Origin of the sequence: Butyricimonas muris (assembly GCF_046365375.1) — a bacterium.
Taxonomy (GTDB): Bacteria; Bacteroidota; Bacteroidia; order Bacteroidales; family Marinifilaceae; genus Butyricimonas; species Butyricimonas muris.
This window is the reverse complement of sequence record NZ_JBKEIT010000004.1, coordinates 56,379-74,586: the sequence shown is the minus strand read 5'-3', so window position 1 is coordinate 74,586 and position 18,208 is coordinate 56,379. Positions and strand designations below refer to the sequence as shown.

At 42.9% G+C, this 18,208-nt stretch carries 13 protein-coding genes; 4 read left to right on the top strand and 9 right to left on the bottom strand.

Going from position 1 to position 18,208, the window contains the following annotated elements:
- Window positions 1-12 precede the first annotated feature (12 nt).
- From ACK8P8_RS08155 to ACK8P8_RS08145, 3 genes are all read left to right on the top strand, one after another.
- A complete protein-coding gene (locus tag ACK8P8_RS08155; RefSeq protein ID WP_099294330.1) occupies window positions 13-327 on the top strand; it encodes a biotin/lipoyl-containing protein in 315 nt (104 codons plus the stop codon).
- 45 nt (window positions 328-372) lie between these two features.
- On the top strand, window positions 373-1,290 hold the full coding sequence (locus tag ACK8P8_RS08150; protein WP_099294332.1) for an ABC transporter ATP-binding protein: 918 nt from the start codon (window positions 373-375) through the stop codon (window positions 1,288-1,290).
- 74 nt (window positions 1,291-1,364) lie between these two features.
- The gene (locus tag ACK8P8_RS08145) at window positions 1,365-2,705 is read left to right on the top strand and encodes an ABC transporter permease (RefSeq protein ID WP_099294334.1); all 1,341 of its coding nucleotides are present in this window, start codon (window positions 1,365-1,367) and stop codon (window positions 2,703-2,705) included.
- Between the two features lie 34 nt (window positions 2,706-2,739).
- Here ACK8P8_RS08145 and ACK8P8_RS08140 read toward each other — a convergent pair whose 3' ends face one another.
- From ACK8P8_RS08140 to gcvT, 4 genes are all read right to left on the bottom strand, one after another.
- Entirely contained in the window at window positions 2,740-3,990 is a 1,251-nt protein-coding gene (locus ACK8P8_RS08140; protein WP_186978346.1) for a DUF1015 domain-containing protein, read from the bottom strand.
- A gap of 86 nt (window positions 3,991-4,076) precedes the next feature.
- Window positions 4,077-4,994, bottom strand: a complete 918-nt coding sequence (locus ACK8P8_RS08135; protein ID WP_099294337.1) for an NAD(P)-dependent oxidoreductase — start codon at window positions 4,992-4,994, stop codon at window positions 4,077-4,079.
- A 97-nt stretch (window positions 4,995-5,091) separates the two neighbouring features.
- Window positions 5,092-6,171 (bottom strand): 3-phosphoserine/phosphohydroxythreonine transaminase, encoded by a 1,080-nt coding sequence (gene serC, locus ACK8P8_RS08130; protein ID WP_303179845.1) that lies wholly within the window; start codon window positions 6,169-6,171, stop codon window positions 5,092-5,094.
- A gap of 225 nt (window positions 6,172-6,396) precedes the next feature.
- Complete coding sequence (gene gcvT / locus ACK8P8_RS08125; RefSeq protein WP_369859080.1) at window positions 6,397-7,494, bottom strand: glycine cleavage system aminomethyltransferase GcvT; 1,098 nt, start codon at window positions 7,492-7,494, stop codon at window positions 6,397-6,399.
- A gap of 322 nt (window positions 7,495-7,816) precedes the next feature.
- Between gcvT and ACK8P8_RS08120 the strand changes: the two genes are divergently transcribed.
- Window positions 7,817-8,164, top strand: a complete 348-nt coding sequence (locus ACK8P8_RS08120; RefSeq protein ID WP_099294340.1) for an STAS domain-containing protein — start codon at window positions 7,817-7,819, stop codon at window positions 8,162-8,164.
- Window positions 8,165-8,226: 62 nt separating this feature from the next.
- Here ACK8P8_RS08120 and ACK8P8_RS08115 read toward each other — a convergent pair whose 3' ends face one another.
- The 5 genes from ACK8P8_RS08115 to ACK8P8_RS08095 form a co-directional block, all read right to left on the bottom strand.
- Window positions 8,227-9,354: a type II toxin-antitoxin system HipA family toxin gene (locus tag ACK8P8_RS08115; RefSeq protein WP_303179843.1), complete on the bottom strand. Its 1,128-nt coding sequence runs from the start codon at window positions 9,352-9,354 to the stop codon at window positions 8,227-8,229.
- Complete coding sequence (locus ACK8P8_RS08110; RefSeq protein ID WP_099294344.1) at window positions 9,341-9,664, bottom strand: helix-turn-helix domain-containing protein; 324 nt, start codon at window positions 9,662-9,664, stop codon at window positions 9,341-9,343. The genes ACK8P8_RS08115 and ACK8P8_RS08110 overlap by 14 nt, the downstream gene beginning before the upstream one ends.
- Window positions 9,665-10,154: 490 nt before the next feature.
- Window positions 10,155-12,770, bottom strand: a complete 2,616-nt coding sequence (locus ACK8P8_RS08105) for a zinc-dependent metalloprotease (RefSeq protein WP_369859054.1) — start codon at window positions 12,768-12,770, stop codon at window positions 10,155-10,157.
- Window positions 12,771-12,809: 39 nt separating this feature from the next.
- Window positions 12,810-15,383: a zinc-dependent metalloprotease gene (locus ACK8P8_RS08100; protein ID WP_369859055.1), complete on the bottom strand. Its 2,574-nt coding sequence runs from the start codon at window positions 15,381-15,383 to the stop codon at window positions 12,810-12,812.
- A gap of 20 nt (window positions 15,384-15,403) precedes the next feature.
- On the bottom strand, window positions 15,404-18,091 hold the full coding sequence (locus tag ACK8P8_RS08095) for a zinc-dependent metalloprotease (RefSeq protein ID WP_369859056.1): 2,688 nt from the start codon (window positions 18,089-18,091) through the stop codon (window positions 15,404-15,406).
- Window positions 18,092-18,208: the final 117 nt, after the last annotated feature.

The window sequence follows — 18,208 nt, the reverse complement described above, 5'->3', positions numbered from 1 at the left end:
ATTATACCACGAATGAGTACACCAAAATATGACTTATTAGAAATTGACGGCTTACAATACAAAACCCAATTCACGGAGAAATTTATCAACCGCAAGAAATGGGAAAAACCCGATCCGGGAGCCGTCCTCACGTACATACCCGGTTCTATTATCGACATGTACGTGAAAGAAGGTCAGGAAGTAAAAGCCGGAGACTTATTATGCCTCCTGCAAGCCATGAAAATGCATAACAAAATCCTGGCCCCTATAAGCGGAACTGTCGTTAAAATCCATGTAAATAAAGGCGACAAAATTCCCAAAGACGCTTTAATGTTTGAAATAAAATAACCTTCAAAGGCTGCCCCTTCGGCAGCCTTTGCTTACTAAACGAATATGAGTTTCTTTAAAGCTATAAACATCGTCAAGACGTATGCCAATCACAAGGCACTGGATGATGTTTCCATCAATATCCCGGAAGGCTCGATTTACGGATTACTAGGTCCGAACGGAGCCGGGAAAACCTCATTAATCCGTATCATCAATCAAATCACCGCTCCTGATTCGGGCGAAATCTATTTCCGGGGTGAACATCTGAAACCATCTGACGTCAATCGCATCGGTTATCTTCCGGAAGAGCGAGGACTCTACAAGAAGATGAAAGTCGGAGAACAAGCCGTCTATCTGGCTCGTTTAAAAGGAATCAGCAAAAGTGATTCCATTACCCGATTGAAAATGTGGTTCGAGAAATTCGGCATAGAGGCTTGGTGGGACAAAAAGGTAGAAGAACTCTCCAAAGGAATGGCGCAGAAGGTGCAGTTTATCACAACCGTGTTACATGAACCGGAGTTGCTGATATTCGACGAGCCTTTCAGCGGGTTTGACCCGATCAACGTGGAATTATTGAAAAAGGAGATATTGGAACTTCGCAAAAAAGGAACGACAATCATCTTTTCCACTCACAACATGGGATCAGTCGAAGAGATTTGCAGCCATATCGCTCTCATTAACAAATCCCGGAAAATCATCGAAGGCCCGATTAACCAGATTCGGGAAAAATATGCCAGCAATACCTATCAATTAAGTTGTCGCTACAACCCGGAATTTAACCCGGAACTCGTTGTCGGCTCGGAGTTCGAGGTAGTATCCCAACGTGTCGAAGATGAACGCCAAGATATTATCTTACAACAGAACACGTATTGTTCGGCAAATACTCTCCTGTCCAGAGTGCTGCCGAAAGCGGACATAATCTCTTACCAGAAGATTATTCCCAGCATGAACGATATTTTCATCAAACTGGTTAAAGAACAATAGAATATTAAGCTATAATAATTCAAATTGAAGCTTGTGAATGATTCTTCATTTTCAATTTTCAATTTTCAATTAAAATGAACAAGATATTCATCATCATAAGCCGGGAGTTCTCCACAAGGGTACGTAAAAAAACATTTCTGGTCGTTACCATTTTCGTCCCGATCCTGTTCGCGTTGTTTTACGCGTTCCTGATGTGGATGCTATTGCGTGACGACACGCAAAAGAGAACGATAGCCGTGATCAACGAATCGAGTCTCGAAACCCCATTTCAGAAGATTAATAACACGACTTTCCAATACATTGACCATGACATACCGGAAAGCGATTATGCCGAGTTTCTGAAAAAGAATGACTATTACGCCATTACCAGAGTGCCGGCAAACGTTATGACTCATGCCGAAATTCCGGTATTCTCGACATCACAGGTACCCATGGAATTAAAAAATGAACTGGCCGCACAGCTACGACAGAATATCGAGAGTATCAAGCGAGCCGAAGTCATAGCCAAAAGTCAGGTACCTAACCTTGAACAAGAATTGGACGCGGCAAAGACACCTGTATTAGTCAGAACCTTGTTAGTCACGGATAAAGGAGATACGAAAGAGGGTTCTTCGGAAATCACTTCCATTATCGGGTTAGTGGCAGGAATGATTATCTATTTCTTTGTCTTCATGTACGCTTCCCAAGTCATGAAAGGCGTCATTGAAGAAAAGACGAACCGTATCATTGAAGTTCTCGTTTCTTCCGTGAAACCATTCCAATTCTTGTTGGGAAAAATCATCGGTGTTGCCGCCGTGGGACTTGTGCAATTTCTGATCTGGATTGTTCTCGGCGGAATAATTATGATCGCATTTCAAGCGTTGTTTATGCCCAACTTGGACTTGGAAGCATTGAAAAACGCAAGTGACCTCACGATGTTCGCACAGAGTTCCGAGATAAACACGGAACAGTTAGCCGTGATTCAGAATCTGGCAAAGACGATCGATCCCGCATTTATCATGAAATTCCTTGCAGCATTCCTTTTCTATTTTATCGGGGGATACTTACTCTACGCGTCACTCTTCGCTGCGATCGGTGCAGCAGTGGATAACGAAACCGATTCCCAACAATTCATGACACCGCTCTCTATCATATTGGTAGTAGCCCTTTATATCGGTGTCGCTGCCATGAAAAGCCCCGAATCGCCCATGGTATTCTGGAGTTCTCTTATCCCGTTCACTTCCCCGGTAGTGATGCTCGTGCGCATCCCGTTCGGGGTCCCGGCATGGGAGATCGCTACTTCCATGGGATTACTGGTTGCTTCCTTCCTGTTCTTCACATGGCTATCGGGCAAGATATACCGGGTAGGTATCCTGATGTACGGGAAAAAGGTCACGTGGAAAGAACTTTACAAATGGCTTAAATACAAGGCATAAAAAAAGCGGCTCCCGCCGCTTTTTTTTTATTTTATCAAATCTTATGGATTACCATTCCTGAACGCAACTTCGGCTCAAACCAAGTTGTCTTCGGGGGCATAATATTTCCGGTATCGGCAATATTAATCAATTGCTCCATAGACACAGGATATAAAGCGAAAGCCACTTTCATCTCTCCATTGTCAACACGACGCTTCAATTCACCCAACCCACGGATACCACCAACGAAATCAATCCGTTTGGAAGTACGCAAATCCTGAATGTCAAGGATGTCAGCCAACACGTGATTAGAAAGAATCGTTACGTCCAATACTCCGATCGGATCGTTATCATCGTAGCTTCCGGGTTTAGCGGTCAATTTATACCATCTTCCACCCAAATACATGCTGAATTCATGCAATTTAGCCGGGTGGTAAATCTCCGTACCCATATCTTCAACCGTGAAATGTTCACCCAATTTAGCCATCAACTGCTCCTCGGTCAAACCGTTCAGATCTTTCACCACGCGGTTGTAATCGATAATTTTCAATTGATGATCCGGGAAATGAACAGCCATGAAGAAGTTATACTCTTCTGTTCCGTTGTGGTTCGGGTTCTTAGCGCTGAATTCGGCACCGATACGAGCGGCAGCAGCCGTTCTGTGGTGTCCGTCCGCAACATAAGTGTAAGGCACTTTGGTGGCGAACAATTCTTCCAGACGTTTGTTCGTATCCGGGCAGTTGATAGCCCAGAAATGATGACCGAAACCGTCTTCTGCCACGAAATCGTAGTCAGCTTTCCGGCTCTTCACGATATCCTCAACGATAGCATCGATTTCCGGTACAGCCTTGTAAGCGAAGAACACAGGCTCCAAATTAGCTTTCACGTAACGGGTCAGAATCATACGATCCTCTTCCTTGTCGGGACGAGTCAACTCGTGTTTCTTGATAATACCGTTCACGTAATCCTCGCAAGCAGCACATCCCACGATACCGTATTGTGTTCTTCCGTCCATGGTTTGGGCGTAGATATAGAATTTTGCGTCCTCATCTTGTACCAACCATCCCTTGTCTTGGAACATATTGAAGTTCTCAACACTCTTGTTATAAACTGTTTCGGAATGAATATCCGTTCCAGCGGGACAGTCGATTTCGGCTCTGGTCACATGTAATAATGAACGAGGTTTACCGGCTGCCATTTGTGCTGCTTCTTCCGAGTTCATCACGTCATAAGGCAGACAAGCCAACTCCTCGCAAATTTCTTGAGAGGGAGTACGCAATCCTTTAAATGGTTTTACTATTGCCATATACAATTTTAGATTTTAGATTTTAGATTTTAGATTTTAAATTTGCTGTGTTCCAATTTAAAATCTAAAATTTACAATTTACAATTCTATTTGTTTACTCTGAATTTCTCGTCGCCTTTCTCGATGAAGTTCACGATTTGGCGAGCGGCAGCCAATCCGGCATTCACATTAGCCTCTTCGGTCTGAGCACCCATCTTTTTCGGGGTAGCGAAGAAACGACCTTCAAACTTGTTGAAGCAATCGCAATCCGGAGCGATATCGGTGATATAGTGGAAATCAGCTCTTTCTTCCATCAATTTACCCAAACCTTCCTCATCGATAACCTCTTTACGAGCGGTGTTTACCAACACGGCACCCTTCGGCATATTCTTCAACAAATCATAGTTGATAGATTTCTTGGTTTGTTCCGTTGCCGGGATATGCAAAGAGATATATTGGCACATACCATACATTTCTTCAGCCGAATGTAACGGGGTAGCACCGGCAGCCTTGATTTGTTCGTCCGTCATGAACGGGTCGAAAGCGTACACTTCCATGCCGAAACCGCGAGCGATACGACCAACATTCTGTCCCACGTTTCCATAAGCGTGGATACCGATTTTCTTCCCCTTCAACTCAGAACCTGATTTACCGTTGAAGAAGTTACGAGCCATGTAAACCATCATACCGAAAGCCAACTCAGCCACTGCGTTTGAGTTTTGTCCCGGGGTATTCATAGCTACCACGTTATGAGCGGTACAAGCAGCCAAGTCGATATTGTCAAATCCGGCACCTGCACGAACGATCACTTTCAATTTCTTGGCAGCCTCGATAACTTCTTTTGTAGCTTTGTCCGAACGGATGATCATAGCGTCAACGTCAGCCACGGCAGCGATCAACTCGTCTTGAGAAGTATATTTTTCTAATAATACCAATTCGTATCCCTGAGCCTCTACGATCTCACGAATCCCATTTACAGCAACCGGAGCAAACGGTTTATCTGTTGCAATTAATACTTTAGTCATGATATTTCAATTTTTGATGTAAAAAAAAGATTTACGATTTTAGATTTCGAGCACAGCGAAAGCAATGCTCGTAAATCCGAAATCGTAAATCAATAAATTATTTAATGTGAGCAGCTTCAAATTCTTGCATTGCAGCAACCAAAGCTTTCACGTCCTCGATAGTACAAGCGTTGTAAGTAGAAGCACGGAATCCGCCTACTGAACGGTGTCCCTTGATTCCCACGATATTCTTTGATTTAGTGAAATCCAAGAATTCTTTCTCCAATGACTCGTATCCTTCTCTCAACAAGAAAGGAATGTTCATTCTTGAACGAGAACCTTCTTTCACAACCGGACGGAACATCTTGCTTCTTTCCAATTCGTTATAGATCATATCAGCTCTCTCGATAGCCAATTTCTCCATAGCTTTCACGCCACCCATTTCTTTAACCCATTTCAAGGTTTCTTTTACCCCGAAAATGTTCACGCAAGGAGGAGTGTTGTACATAGATTCTTTATCCACGTGAGTTTTGTATCTCAACATGGTCGGGATCATTCTGTCTGCAACAACGTTGTTAGCCAAGAAATCATTGTTGATGATCACGAAAGTAACTCCGGCAGGTCCGAGGTTCTTCTGGCAACCGCCATAGATCATAGCATATTTAGACACATCAACCGGACGGCTGCAGATGTCTGATGACATATCACAGATTAAAGGCACCGGAGAAGTCGGATCATAGAAAATTTCCGTACCGCGGATCGTGTTGTTGGAAGTGATGTGCATGTAATCCACGTCTGAAGGGATCGTGAATTCGGGATAATAAGTAAATCCATCTGCCTCAGAAGAAGCAACAATTTCTACATCTCCCCACATTTTAGCCTCCTTAATAGCAGCGGTTGACCAAGTACCGGTGTTCACATAAGCAGCTTTCTTCTTGAAGAAGTTGAACGGGATCATGCAGAATTGCATGCTGGCGCCACCACCCAAGAAAATTACGGAATATCCTTCCGGGATGCTCAATACTTCTTTGAATAAAGCTACAGCTTCGTCATACACAGCTTGAAAATCAGAAGAACGGTGAGACACTTCCAAAATAGATTGTCCCGTGTTACCAAACTCAAGCACAGCTTTTGATACATTTTCCAATGTAGAATCCGGCAATTTACAAGGTCCGGCATTAAAAATGTGTTTTCTCATCTCTAAAATATTTAATAGATAATTAATACTAAAATCTTGTTTATAATCACGTTGCAAAGATGCAAAATAAGTCGGTATAAAAGACTTTTTTCCGTAATTTTTATTCGCGTTCGTTATTCGCTTGATATCAACAACTTCCGCCTTTTCGAAAACGTTTTTATACCTTCAAAGACAAAAGCACCCGTTTGCGGGTGCTTTGTTATCGTTCAGCTCAAAAGCACCCGACTAAAAGAACGGGGTTTTGACGATTTTCGCTTTTAAAGCTTTATTTCTTACACGGATGAAAATCTCGGTATCCAGCTTGTGGAAACCGCTCTTCACGTATCCCGTACCGATTGACTTGCCTGTCAACGGGGAAACAGTACCCGAGCAAACCACCCCGATCTCGTTTCCTTCCGCGTCCTCGATCACGTATCCCTGACGAGCGATACCCTTATCCAGCACCTCGAACGGTTTCATGTAGCGGGCAGGCTTGTCATTTTTCATTTTTTCATGATACGCGCGGTTGATGAAATCATTTCCCGGTACAAACTTCGTGATCCAACCTAATCCGGCTTCAATCGGAGAGTGTTCGTCATCAATTTCATGCCCGTACAAGCAGAAACCGGCTTCCAAACGCAACGTGTCGCGAGAACCTAAACCACAAGGCTTAATACCGAACTCTGCGCCTGCCTCGAATACGGCATTCCAGATTTTCTCGGCGTCTTTCACGTAAGCATAAATCTCACAACCGCCTGCTCCGGTATATCCGGTCGTGGAAAAAATTACTTTGTCTACCCCGGCAAACGGAATTTCTTGGAAAGTATAATATTCCATATCCACCACGTCAGCGGAAGTCAATTTTTGCATTGCTTTCAATGCTAACGGTCCTTGAACGGCAAGTTGACAGATATTTTCGGAAGCGTTCTCCAAATCCGTATCCAAGTTCATACCTAACTCTTTCGCCCATTTGGTGCACCATGCCCAATCCTTATCGATATTCGCGGCATTCACCACCAACAAATACTTTTCAGCACTGAAACGATACACCAGCAAATCGTCCACGATACCACCCGTTTCGTTCGGGAAGCAACTGTATTGCACTTTACCGTCAGAAAGAGCGGCCACATCATTGGACGTAAGTTTCTGCACCAACTCGAAAGCCTTCGGACCTTTTACCCAAAATTCTCCCATGTGAGAAACATCGAACACGCCCAATTTCTCGCGTACGGTATTATGCTCGTCCTTGATACCCGTGTATTCTATCGGCATATTGTAACCGGCAAACGGAGCCATTCTTGCTCCCAACGCCTCATGAAAATGTGTAAATGGAGTAGTCTTCATCATTATTTATCGCTTAAATATTCATTATATTATTATACTATTAACTATAACGCTCCGCAAAGTTATAACTTTTATTCATCCCGCCCACCCTTTCTTTAAAAATATTACTTCTTATGAAAAAAGTTATGCATAACCACACATATTATCCTTTCTTCCAAAAACTTATATCCCGTATCCAAGCGAAGTAAACAAATTTTGCAAACGATTTAATATTATTTTTTTCCACAGATACCTTAACGAATCATTTGATGATTTATTTGCATTGTCAGCAAAAATGATTACTTTTGCTAAATAACCCATTAATTTAGATACTAGAAAAACCATGATAATCAAAGTAACAGAACACAACGGTATCACCTTCGCCGAATTTACAGAAGAAGTGACTCGTTTCACTCTCGCGCTGTCAGAAGAAGTTAAGTCTGAACTAAGACCTTATTTGAATAATCCCGACTGTCGGATGATATTCGATTTCAATCACATTGAATTTGTGGATAGTAGCGGTATCGGCACGGTCATCGCTCTTTTCAAAACAGCTAAAAGTGTCGGTTCCAACTTGAAACTTTGCAACCTATCCCCGGATGTTTTGAAGATATTCGAACTTCTACACCTGCAAGTCATTTTCGACATCACGGGAACACGAGAAAGTTGCGTAGCTTCCTACGCTCAATAAGAAACTTAAAGACCGTCTAAATTATCGAGGACGGTCTTTAAGTTTTTAGAAACTCCCAAAAGTTAACAATTTCCATCATGAATGACACCTTGCCAACAAGGAGATAAAATATCTTGACAATGTTCGTAGACCGAACGAATAATATGAATTCCCTTCTCCTCGTTTATCCGGATACTTTTTCCCACGGCAATCATATCTTCCAACGACGGATTCCCGCTATTATTCACGGAAGTTGCATGTTCCCCGTTATACCCTGCACGGCAAAGAGTTAAATCATATGCCGGAGCCAATGTCCAAATCCCATCCCTACATATAAAACTAAAATTCTTCGCATGATCATCCTTATTTGAGGTCAATACATTAAAAACCATACGACGAAACATCTCATCAACCGCTTTTGAGTCTTGCGTTAAATACCCCGTAAGATGTAATAATATTTTGTAATCCAATTTCGGTAACAAAATAGATTCATTCAATAAAGCACCTGCCGTAGCAACGTGCAAGCGTTCCCCATTCTCAATATCAAAACGCATGGATGCAAAATACTTTCCCTCTAAAAGTTTAAAATCAGGTATTTCAATACCACATCGCCTTGCTGCCAAATTATATTTATATTCCGTTTTCCCCATGTCCGCGGGATCGTAGATATGCCTGAATTTGACAAGCCAAACCCCATCCGCATCCCGATACAAGCATTTAGGTCTACATCCCCCGGAATTACCACTATTAAAATAGAGAACCTCTTCCCCCTCGTCTGTCTTTTCACCTAAAACAGCCAACGCCAATTCTTGTAACTCATCTAATTCCGGCAATGTTTTATCCTCACCAATATAAGATTCAGGAACATAAGACAAGGCTCCCATGCCCGTACGTCCGACAATACTTAATCTTTGTAATGGCGTTAAAGTTGAATCATCAATCTTTTCTTTTCTCAGAATACGATTTAACAAATATCGACCATAACCATCAGGCAAACTATCTTCAAATATCCCGAAATTCCCATAAAAAGGCTCAGGTGACGCGATAAATAAATCCGGCTTTAAAGGCAAGTCCAAAGGAGATATGGAGAAACCGGATACCAACCAATTTTTATCATATTGAAAAGCACAACGTCTCCTGTCAGGAGTCAAAGTCAATTCGCCTACTTTCCTGTCGCGATACATAACCGTGAGCTTGTCAACTAATTTCATCTCGTCCCCTTTTTCTGTTTCTATTCTGATTTATCGTATCAAGTTCCTGCATCGTGCTGTATTTCGGTTCCCCAAGCAGAGCCTTAATCTCTTCCGTGTATCCAAGCGCTTTACAAAGTGCTACATAAGATTCCAATGAAATTTTATGCACATTCTCAAATTTCACAATTGTAGCTAATGGCACCCCACTCATCTCCGAAAGCAGTTTGCGGGAATAATTCTTCTCTAACCGCCTCTTCTTCATATTCCGCGCTAAAATTTGCAAAAGTTCTTCTATCGAAACCAAATCAAAATCATATATAACTTTCATTATTATAACTTTTATATCTCAATTTGATATTTAATATATACTATTATATCTATTACAAATATAGGAAACATTACTCATTCTTCAATCATTCACTACCTGAAATTCCTTCATTTTTAACTTTCAATTCTCTATTTTCAATTAAAAATCCGAAAAGACTTTTCAAGAGCATGTCGTTTCCTCACAAATCGCCTAAAACCTACTGTAATCCCAAGGTAATACTACCTCTACCTACTTACAGAAAACTTACACCACTCTTATATCCCCGGTGTCTAACGATGACACAAGGATAGAATAACCGCCTTATAAGCAAGTAGAGGTAGTATTACGTTAGGATTACCACGGGTTCTCGAATATTTTCCCAAAACACGCTCAGAAATCCAATCATTAAATAAAAAGATTGCCGCCCAAAAATTTTACTTTTTAGGCGGCCTTCAGAACCATTCCGGAATTTCCCGAAACGAATTAATCTACCACAAACTAATTAACACTATCAACCTTTCAACGAACGATTGATTAAAAACATCAAATAATCGTAATGAGCCTTCGTATCCGCATTACCGGACCCTTGGCGTTTTTTTACCTGTTCTATTACTTTCAAATAAAGATTATACCACAAATGATTCGGATTATCGACAGCCATATTCTCCACCAGCCAGCGACTTCCGAATCCGGCAACTTCCGGCATCCGGTTACTTTGTTTACCATTCAACGATTCGACAGATTCATGCAACACGTTCTGAGACTTCGCATAATAACGGGAAGCATTTTCACGATTACCATTGATATCAACAGTATTCCGCACATTGGTCAAGAAAGCCACTTGCAAAATTCTTTCGGTTTCTGTCAAATTGCGTCCCTTTATGGTCGGCTCCCAAATCATCTTGTACAAATCTTCCAAATACTCTTCCGGGGTATAATTACCCTTGTCCCGGTAAGCCACCAGTGAAATACGGCGAGTACTGAACAAATCTGTTTCTTCATCCGCCTTACTCAAGAAATCTTTCAGTATCTGACGAGCCCGGGAACCGTCGAATTCCAAATTCTCCACCACTTCCGGACGATCTATCCAATCTATATCTTTCAATTGCCCGATCACGAATTTCAACGAATTCTTCTGTACCTCTTTCGGAACAGCAACAAAAGTTGAAACCGGATCACCGACATAATGCTGATTCAGATAAAACCCTCCCAAATTCATGAACACGTTAAAGATATAGCGCTTATAATAATAACCCACGTAACGATATACCATATTACGATACGTGTAATCGATATCTTCTTTGTCCAACCATTGGTTCATATTCTCCATCAGGTATTTCAGATTCCGAATCCCGTAAGTACTTGCTTTAATGGCGTCATCACCCAAATCTTCAGGCAAGGAAGTCGGATCGAACATCGTCAACGTGTAAGGTTCCGGGTCAAAACGATACATCGGATCTCCCACCTTTTCCGCGATCCACTTTTCTACCACCTTTTGTTCGTCTTCAAGTGTCTTTACGTCAAACACGGGTTGATATGCCACTTTCACGGCATGATAGTCTGCCACCCCCAGTCTTTCCGGAATCAAGACAACATCTTTGTCTCCCGGTTGAGCCACATAATTATAGCCCATGTTATCCATGATAGAAGGGGTTATACCGTATTTCCGAGTAAAAGAAGCAGAACGCAGGGAATCGGTCGGGTAAGCATGAGATGCCGGCAAGTTATGAGCGAAACCCAGAATATGTCCTACTTCATGTACAATCATCCCCTTCAAACCTTCTCCATATTTCTCCAACGGCAATTTCATCGTGCGGACGGCCTCATCACATGAAGCTGTCTGAACAAAACGTTTTAAGTTCACCCGCCTCAACATATCATGGAATATCTCGATAGACGCGTTCATCACTTGCCCCGACCGCGGATCTACCCAACGAGGAGCCGTCTTGAAACTTTCCACCCCGATCGGGGCATAACGAATACACAAGAATTTCATGTTATCCGGATCAAAAGTCGTATCATTAACCGGGAAAGCCTTCACTTGAAGCACATTTTTAAAACCGATCGCCGCGAAAGCCTTATTCCATTCTTCAATTCCGGCTTTGATATATTCGCTCCAACCTTCGGGGAAATTATTATCCACGTAGAACACAATCGGCTTCTCCGGTTCCACTAATTCTCCACTTTTATATTTCGCCACATCTTTCGGTTGTATATCCCAACGTGTCATATAGTGCGTAACCCGGGAACCATCGACTTTAGTCGTCATATTCTCCCGTTCGGTCGTCGTCACGTTTACGCGAGGATCCCCTAAACGGGGTCTCATCAACTGTTCCTCTCCCGGTAAAATAAGTAATGTCCGGTTTAACTTCACCGTCACCGGTTCATCCTGCACGACCAGATATTGACCGTCTACCAACAAATTCTGAGTATAGGTTTCAGTTGAAATAATCGAAATATTATCCTCGAAAGCCTTGATATCATCCAAACGAGTCAACTCTTCTTTCAACTTCACATCTCTCTGACCGTCCCCCAGTTCATCCACACGTTTCCCCTCGTCAGCAAAAGGAGTCAAATCATTATTCTGTTTCAAGAAAAAATCCGTCATATCCACCACTACGGCAGTACTGTCCGGACTATAAGCCTCTACTTTAAAAGCATACCGAATCGGTGGTTGAGTACTTTTACGAACAGCTTCCCGCATACCTTCCTCGGGCGAATCGGTAAGCATCGGATTCGTTCCCCACTTACGCGTAATCTCATGCATTTGCAGGGTAGAATCTCGCAGCGTGAAAGCGATATGCAAGGGATCGTTGATCATCTGCCCGACAGCCCCGTTACCATTGTCACTGGTTTCGACGAAAGTCGTTCCCAACAAGTATTCCCGTCCCAACAGGGATAAAGGATACTCGAAATATAGTTTCCCCCCGACTTGATGAAGCGTGATCAATCCTTTTACCGTTTTTATTTTCTTTCCTTTAAACAATTTCTCGTACTTCGTTTCCGGCTCTTGTTGCACGTTCTCTTTCGTCGCTTTCTTCTTCCGGTTCTTCGCGACTATATCCGCCGGATTCACCTGAATAAAGAATGCCAATAGGATTATTGATAGTATAAAACCTTTATTCATATCTTCTATTTATAAATTATATCGTTCATTAAAACTTCATTACCGGGCATTTCTAAAATCTTCAATCATCTCGAGCAGATAAGAATAATGAAGATTCGTTTCCCTGTCAGCTGTCCCGACTTTTTGCCTTAACAGGTTCTCAACACGTTGTAACAACAGGTAATAGAGATGTTGCGAATTATCATGAGCCACGTTATACACACCATAATGCAGACCGAATCCGGCAACGTCCTCCATATGTCGGCATCTTTCGCCCGACATACATATCCTTTCGCCTGCAAACATCGGTTCTCGGGACTGCCGCTCCGACTCTGCCTTGTAAGCAGGAGCCAATCGGGCAAACAACCCGTTTAGTACAACTTGTTGCAGATAACGTTCGGATTGTTTTGGTTTTCTTCCCTTTAACGTCGATTCCCACACCCCGGCATAAAGGTCATCCAAATATTCTTTCGGGGTATAGGCATCCGGTTCCCGATAAGCACAAAGAGATACCCGTTTGGTATTTAATAATGCCCCCGCGAAAAAATTAATAACATCCTGTGATTTTGGTGCTCCCACGTGCAGATTGCCAGTATACGAGAAATCATCCAACCACTCCAAGTTCTTCAAATGTTTCAACAGAAAAAGAAAGTTACGTTTCTGAATATCTTTCGGCACAACTTGAAAACTCGGCATAGGATCACCCACGAAACGTTCCGTCAGGTAAACACCCCCGACATTCATGTAAGCGTTGTACAAATATCCCCGACATTGGTAGACTATCTCGTCATAGATATGCATCCGGTAAGAATAATCCTTATCCCGCGGCTGCATCCACTCATTCAAATGATTCAGAATATATTTTAGATTAGCCATTCCATAATCACCCGCTTTCACGGCATCGTCACCCAGATCTTCCGTCAAAGCACTGGGATCATAGACACCGCGAATTTGTTGTTTCCCGTAACGATACATCGGATCACCCGCTTTTTCAGCAATCCAGTCTTGTACAACTTTATTTTCTTCTTCCATCGTCGTAGCGTCGGGCACCGGCTGGTAATTAACCTTAATCGCGTAATAATCATACACGCCCAGTTCCGGCGGTGTTAAACGCACTCCTTTATCCCCCGGTTGCGCCACATAATTATACCGGGCATAATCCATGATAGAAGGTGTAGTCCCGTATTTTGCCGTAAAAGTAGCAGAACGAAGCGAATCTACCGGAATGGAAAAAGAAGATGCCATATTGTGCATCAATCCCAAACAATGTCCCACTTCATGAGCCACGATGTAACGCATACTTTCATACAGCACGTCATCAGGCAGTTTCACGGTTCTTACCCGTTCGTCCACCTGTGCAGTCTGCACGAAACGCATATCGTTTATCAACCGGATGACATCATGATAAATATAAACAGAAGCGTTAATTATCTCACCTGTTCTCGGATCTGTCCACGAGGGTCCCATCCCGTTAGCGATACTGATCGGGGCATAGCGGATACAACTGTATTTCAAGTTATCCGGATCAAATTCGGGGTCGTCTGTCGGGAAATCACGACTAACCATCACGTTTTTCAAACCGATTTCTTCAAATGCCTTGTTCCATTCCCGAATCCCGGCATGCACGGCAGCTTTCCAATCTTCCGGAAACCCGTTGTCCACGTAAAACACGATCGGTTTTACAGGCTCCACCAATTCACCCCGCTTGTAGGCTTCCATATCTTCAGGCTCCACACGCCAACGGTTCATCAAAAAAGTATATCTGGAACCGTCTGTTTCCGTTGTCATATTTTCTTTCACGGAATAGAAAAGCCCTACCCTTGGATCGGCCAATCGCCCGCGCATAAGATCTTTCTCCGGGAGCAGGATCATCGAACGGTTCATTTTTACCGTTACGGCAGTTTTTACACTCTTCCCCGTTACCGGTGACATTAGGCTTTGATCATAAGAAAGTGAAGATATCACGGCAATATTATCCTCAAAAGCCTTGATGTCATCAATATAAGAAACTTCCCGGTTAAAAGTAGCCCTTCGCTTCAACTTCCCGTAACCGGTAGAGCGACTATACGGATCAAAAGGAGTCAAACGAGCATCATCAGCTAGAAATAACCAAGTCATATCAAACACGACTGCCGTACTGTCCGCATTGTAAGCCATGATTTCCATCGCTTTAAGCACAGGTGGAATATTACTGTTCCGAATCGCCCGATTGTACGATTCCTGATCTGTATCACTATATACTTGAAGTACGGACGGCAGACTTATCTGTACCAATTCAATCTTCTTATCCCTCTTTTGAAACGCTATATGCAAAGGCTCCGTGGGTTTCTGACCGATAATGGCATTTCCGTTGTCACTAATCTCCACCACGGTCGAACCCAACAGAAATTCTCTTTTCAGCAGAGTCAAAGGAAATTCAAAATAGACCTTATCTTCAAATTTGTGAAGCGTGATCATTCCCTCGCGAGTCACGTACTTTTTCCCTTCAAAAAGCTGGTCATATTTGCTCTCCTTCTTCTGCTCCACACACTCATCCTTCCCTTTCTTTTTCCGTCTTTCGGCTTGTACCTCCACAACATCCGTCAACAGAAAAGAAAACAAACAGAATAGAACTAAAAGGAAATTCTTATTCATATATCTTGTTTTAGAATGCATCACTTATTCTTTAAAAATCCCTCGATCTGTGACAACAAATAAGCATAATGTCCCCGAGTCTCATAAGTCCCGTTGTTTTTGTTCTCTTTCATCAGATTTTGTATTTTCAATAACATCTGATGTAAAAGATGCTGATTATTATCATTCGATACATTCGCCACGTACTGGATAAAGTCATACCCGAACCTGCCATTCAAGTTTTGTTGAAATTCCATCTCGTTCGAGAAGCGATCAAAATTCGCAGTTTTCATACTCATTGCTTTCCTCTCTGACACCCCCTCGATCATTTCCCGAATCCGGTAGTCCGGCAACCCGGCGTGACCGCCACAAGAACAACTGTATGCCGGACGGGATTTAGCCAATACCATATCTGCCATAGTCTTCCTTCCCGATGCCGGATTCACGTCACTAATCAAGGAATTCACGATTTCAGTTTGCAGGATACGTTCCGATTCGGTTGGGTCCTTTCCCCTGATTGTCGATGCCCATATCATATTGTAAAGATCATCCAAGTATTCTTTCGGGGAATACGCTTTCGGGTCCCGATACACACCCAGCGCCAGACGTTTGGTTGTTACCAACGAACCGGCAAAAGCTTTCAGTAATAAACGGGCATTCGAACCGTCGAACTCCAAATTCTTCACCACGTCGGGACTATCCAGCCACTCCATGTCTTTCAACTCGTTAATAACGAAACGTAAAGCCCGTCTTTGCACCTCTTTAGGAACAACTTGATAAGTTTTATAAGGATCACCGACATAATGTTCATTAATATAGAATCCTCCGACATTCACCAGAGCGGTATAGATATATTGAGAATACTGGTTACAGATTTCACGGTAAATATTATCCCTGTAAGTGTAATCTTTATCCTGACTATCCATCCAGTTATTGAGATTTTTGAGAATATATTTCAAATTCCGGATACCATATTCACCCGCTTTCACGGCATCATCACCCAAATCCTCCGTCAACGACGACGGATCAAAAGTCCCGTACCCGATTTGCTGTTTCCCGTAACGATACATCGGATCTCCGATTTTATCCGAAATCATTTTCCGCAGAACCGGCAATTCTTCTTCCGGCGTACGAGCGTCCAACAGAGGCTTGTATCCCCATTCGATAGCATAATAGTCATACACGCCCAATTCGGGTGGAGTCAACGCAACCCCTTTATCTTCCGGCTGCGCGATATAATTAAAGCGGGCATAATCCATAATAGAAGGGGTAGTCCCGTATTTTTTCATGAATTCCGCATCCCGGTAAGATTCTACCGGAATCGAAGCCGACGAAGCCATGTTGTGCATCAATCCCAAGGTATGCCCGACCTCGTGAGCCACGATATATCGCATACTCTCGAACAAAACATCCTCCGGCAATTTAGTCGTACGTACCCGCTCATCCACTTGAGCGGTCTGCACGAAACGCATGTTATTCACTAATTTAATCACGTCATGGTAGATCAACACGGAAGCATTCACCACTTCACTATTACGAGGATCAACCCAAGACGGTCCCTGCGCGTTAGCCATCCCGACCGGACAATAACGCACGCAGGAATATTTTATATTGTCCGGATCGAATTTCGGATCATCTTTCGGGAAGTCATAAGACTGCACGGCATTTTTAAAACCGATCTTTTCAAAAGCCTTGTTCCAAATTCTCACTCCGGCATGAATCGCAGCTTTCCACTCGTTCGGGAATGCATCATCGACATAATACACGATCGGCTTCATCGGTTCTACCAGTTCGCCCCGCTTATAAGCTTCCACATCCTTAGGCTGAAGATCCCAACGATTGATATAATACACATCTTTCACTCCATCCTGTTCGTCCGTAATAACTTCTTTGCCGGAAACAAAATAACCGATTCGGGGATCGGCCAGCCGGGGACGCATAGTCGGTTCCTCCGGCAATAAAACTAATGAACGATTCACCCCCACGGTTACCGGTTCATCCATAACCAACACGAACATCCCGTAAAGGGCAATATCCTGCAAATAAGAAAGTGAAGAGGTGACGGAAACATTATCCGAGAACGCCTTTATGTCCCCGACATAAGACAATTCCGACTGGAAACGCTTTCTCCGTGTACCCTGTCCGTAATAAACTTTTTTCCCGTAAGGATCAAAAGGATCCATCCGGGAATCATCGCTCACGAAGAATTTGGTCGTTTCAAAAACAACTGCCGTACTATCGGCATTGTAAGCCTTCACCGCAAATCCTTCCATAATAGGCAAACGGGTTCCCTTCTTCATGGCCTCTCCGATGTTTTTATCCTTGCTCTGGCTGAAAATCTGTGCCCGAGAAGGATTCGTCACTTCGCACAGGTAAACCATACTATCGGTCATCGTGAAAGCTACATGTAACGGTGTCTGATTCTTTTGTCCCACCAATGCATTCGAGTTATCACTAATACTGGAAACAGTCGAACCGAGAAGCATATCCCTTCCCAACAAGCTCAACGGAAACTCAAAATACAATTTACCATCCACCTTATGAAGCGTGATCATCCCTTTCACCGTGGTACACTCTTTACCTTTAAAAAGCTGGTCATAAGCAGATTCCTTAGGAGTTTGCACCTCCTCCGTTTTTCCCGCTTTTTTCTTTTTCTCCCTCTTTTTAGCATCTGTAATCAACGGAATACAGACAAGAGTCATCAAAATAACTAAAACTCTGATTTTCATAAATACTTCTAATTTACATACAATTTATTTCATCCCGATATTTATACAACGCTCTCCCGTTCTGGAACAAACAAGACTTAAATAAATCTCTGTTCCAGCCGATTAGAGGAAGCCCGA

What these genes read in the sequence shown, in the direction of transcription:
- ACK8P8_RS08155 (WP_099294330.1), top strand. Translation starts at nt 13, where the DNA reads ATGAGTACACCAAAATATGACTTATTAGAAATTGACGGCTTACAATAC.
- ACK8P8_RS08150 (WP_099294332.1), top strand. Translation starts at nt 373, where the DNA reads ATGAGTTTCTTTAAAGCTATAAACATCGTCAAGACGTATGCCAATCAC.
- ACK8P8_RS08145 (WP_099294334.1), top strand. Translation starts at nt 1,365, where the DNA reads ATGAACAAGATATTCATCATCATAAGCCGGGAGTTCTCCACAAGGGTA.
- ACK8P8_RS08140 (WP_186978346.1), bottom strand. Translation starts at nt 3,990, where the DNA reads ATGGCAATAGTAAAACCATTTAAAGGATTGCGTACTCCCTCTCAAGAA.
- ACK8P8_RS08135 (WP_099294337.1), bottom strand. Translation starts at nt 4,994, where the DNA reads ATGACTAAAGTATTAATTGCAACAGATAAACCGTTTGCTCCGGTTGCT.
- serC (WP_303179845.1), bottom strand. Translation starts at nt 6,171, where the DNA reads ATGAGAAAACACATTTTTAATGCCGGACCTTGTAAATTGCCGGATTCT.
- gcvT (WP_369859080.1), bottom strand. Translation starts at nt 7,494, where the DNA reads ATGAAGACTACTCCATTTACACATTTTCATGAGGCGTTGGGAGCAAGA.
- ACK8P8_RS08120 (WP_099294340.1), top strand. Translation starts at nt 7,817, where the DNA reads ATGATAATCAAAGTAACAGAACACAACGGTATCACCTTCGCCGAATTT.
- ACK8P8_RS08115 (WP_303179843.1), bottom strand. Translation starts at nt 9,354, where the DNA reads ATGAAATTAGTTGACAAGCTCACGGTTATGTATCGCGACAGGAAAGTA.
- ACK8P8_RS08110 (WP_099294344.1), bottom strand. Translation starts at nt 9,664, where the DNA reads ATGAAAGTTATATATGATTTTGATTTGGTTTCGATAGAAGAACTTTTG.
- ACK8P8_RS08105 (WP_369859054.1), bottom strand. Translation starts at nt 12,770, where the DNA reads ATGAATAAAGGTTTTATACTATCAATAATCCTATTGGCATTCTTTATT.
- ACK8P8_RS08100 (WP_369859055.1), bottom strand. Translation starts at nt 15,383, where the DNA reads ATGAATAAGAATTTCCTTTTAGTTCTATTCTGTTTGTTTTCTTTTCTG.
- ACK8P8_RS08095 (WP_369859056.1), bottom strand. Translation starts at nt 18,091, where the DNA reads ATGAAAATCAGAGTTTTAGTTATTTTGATGACTCTTGTCTGTATTCCG.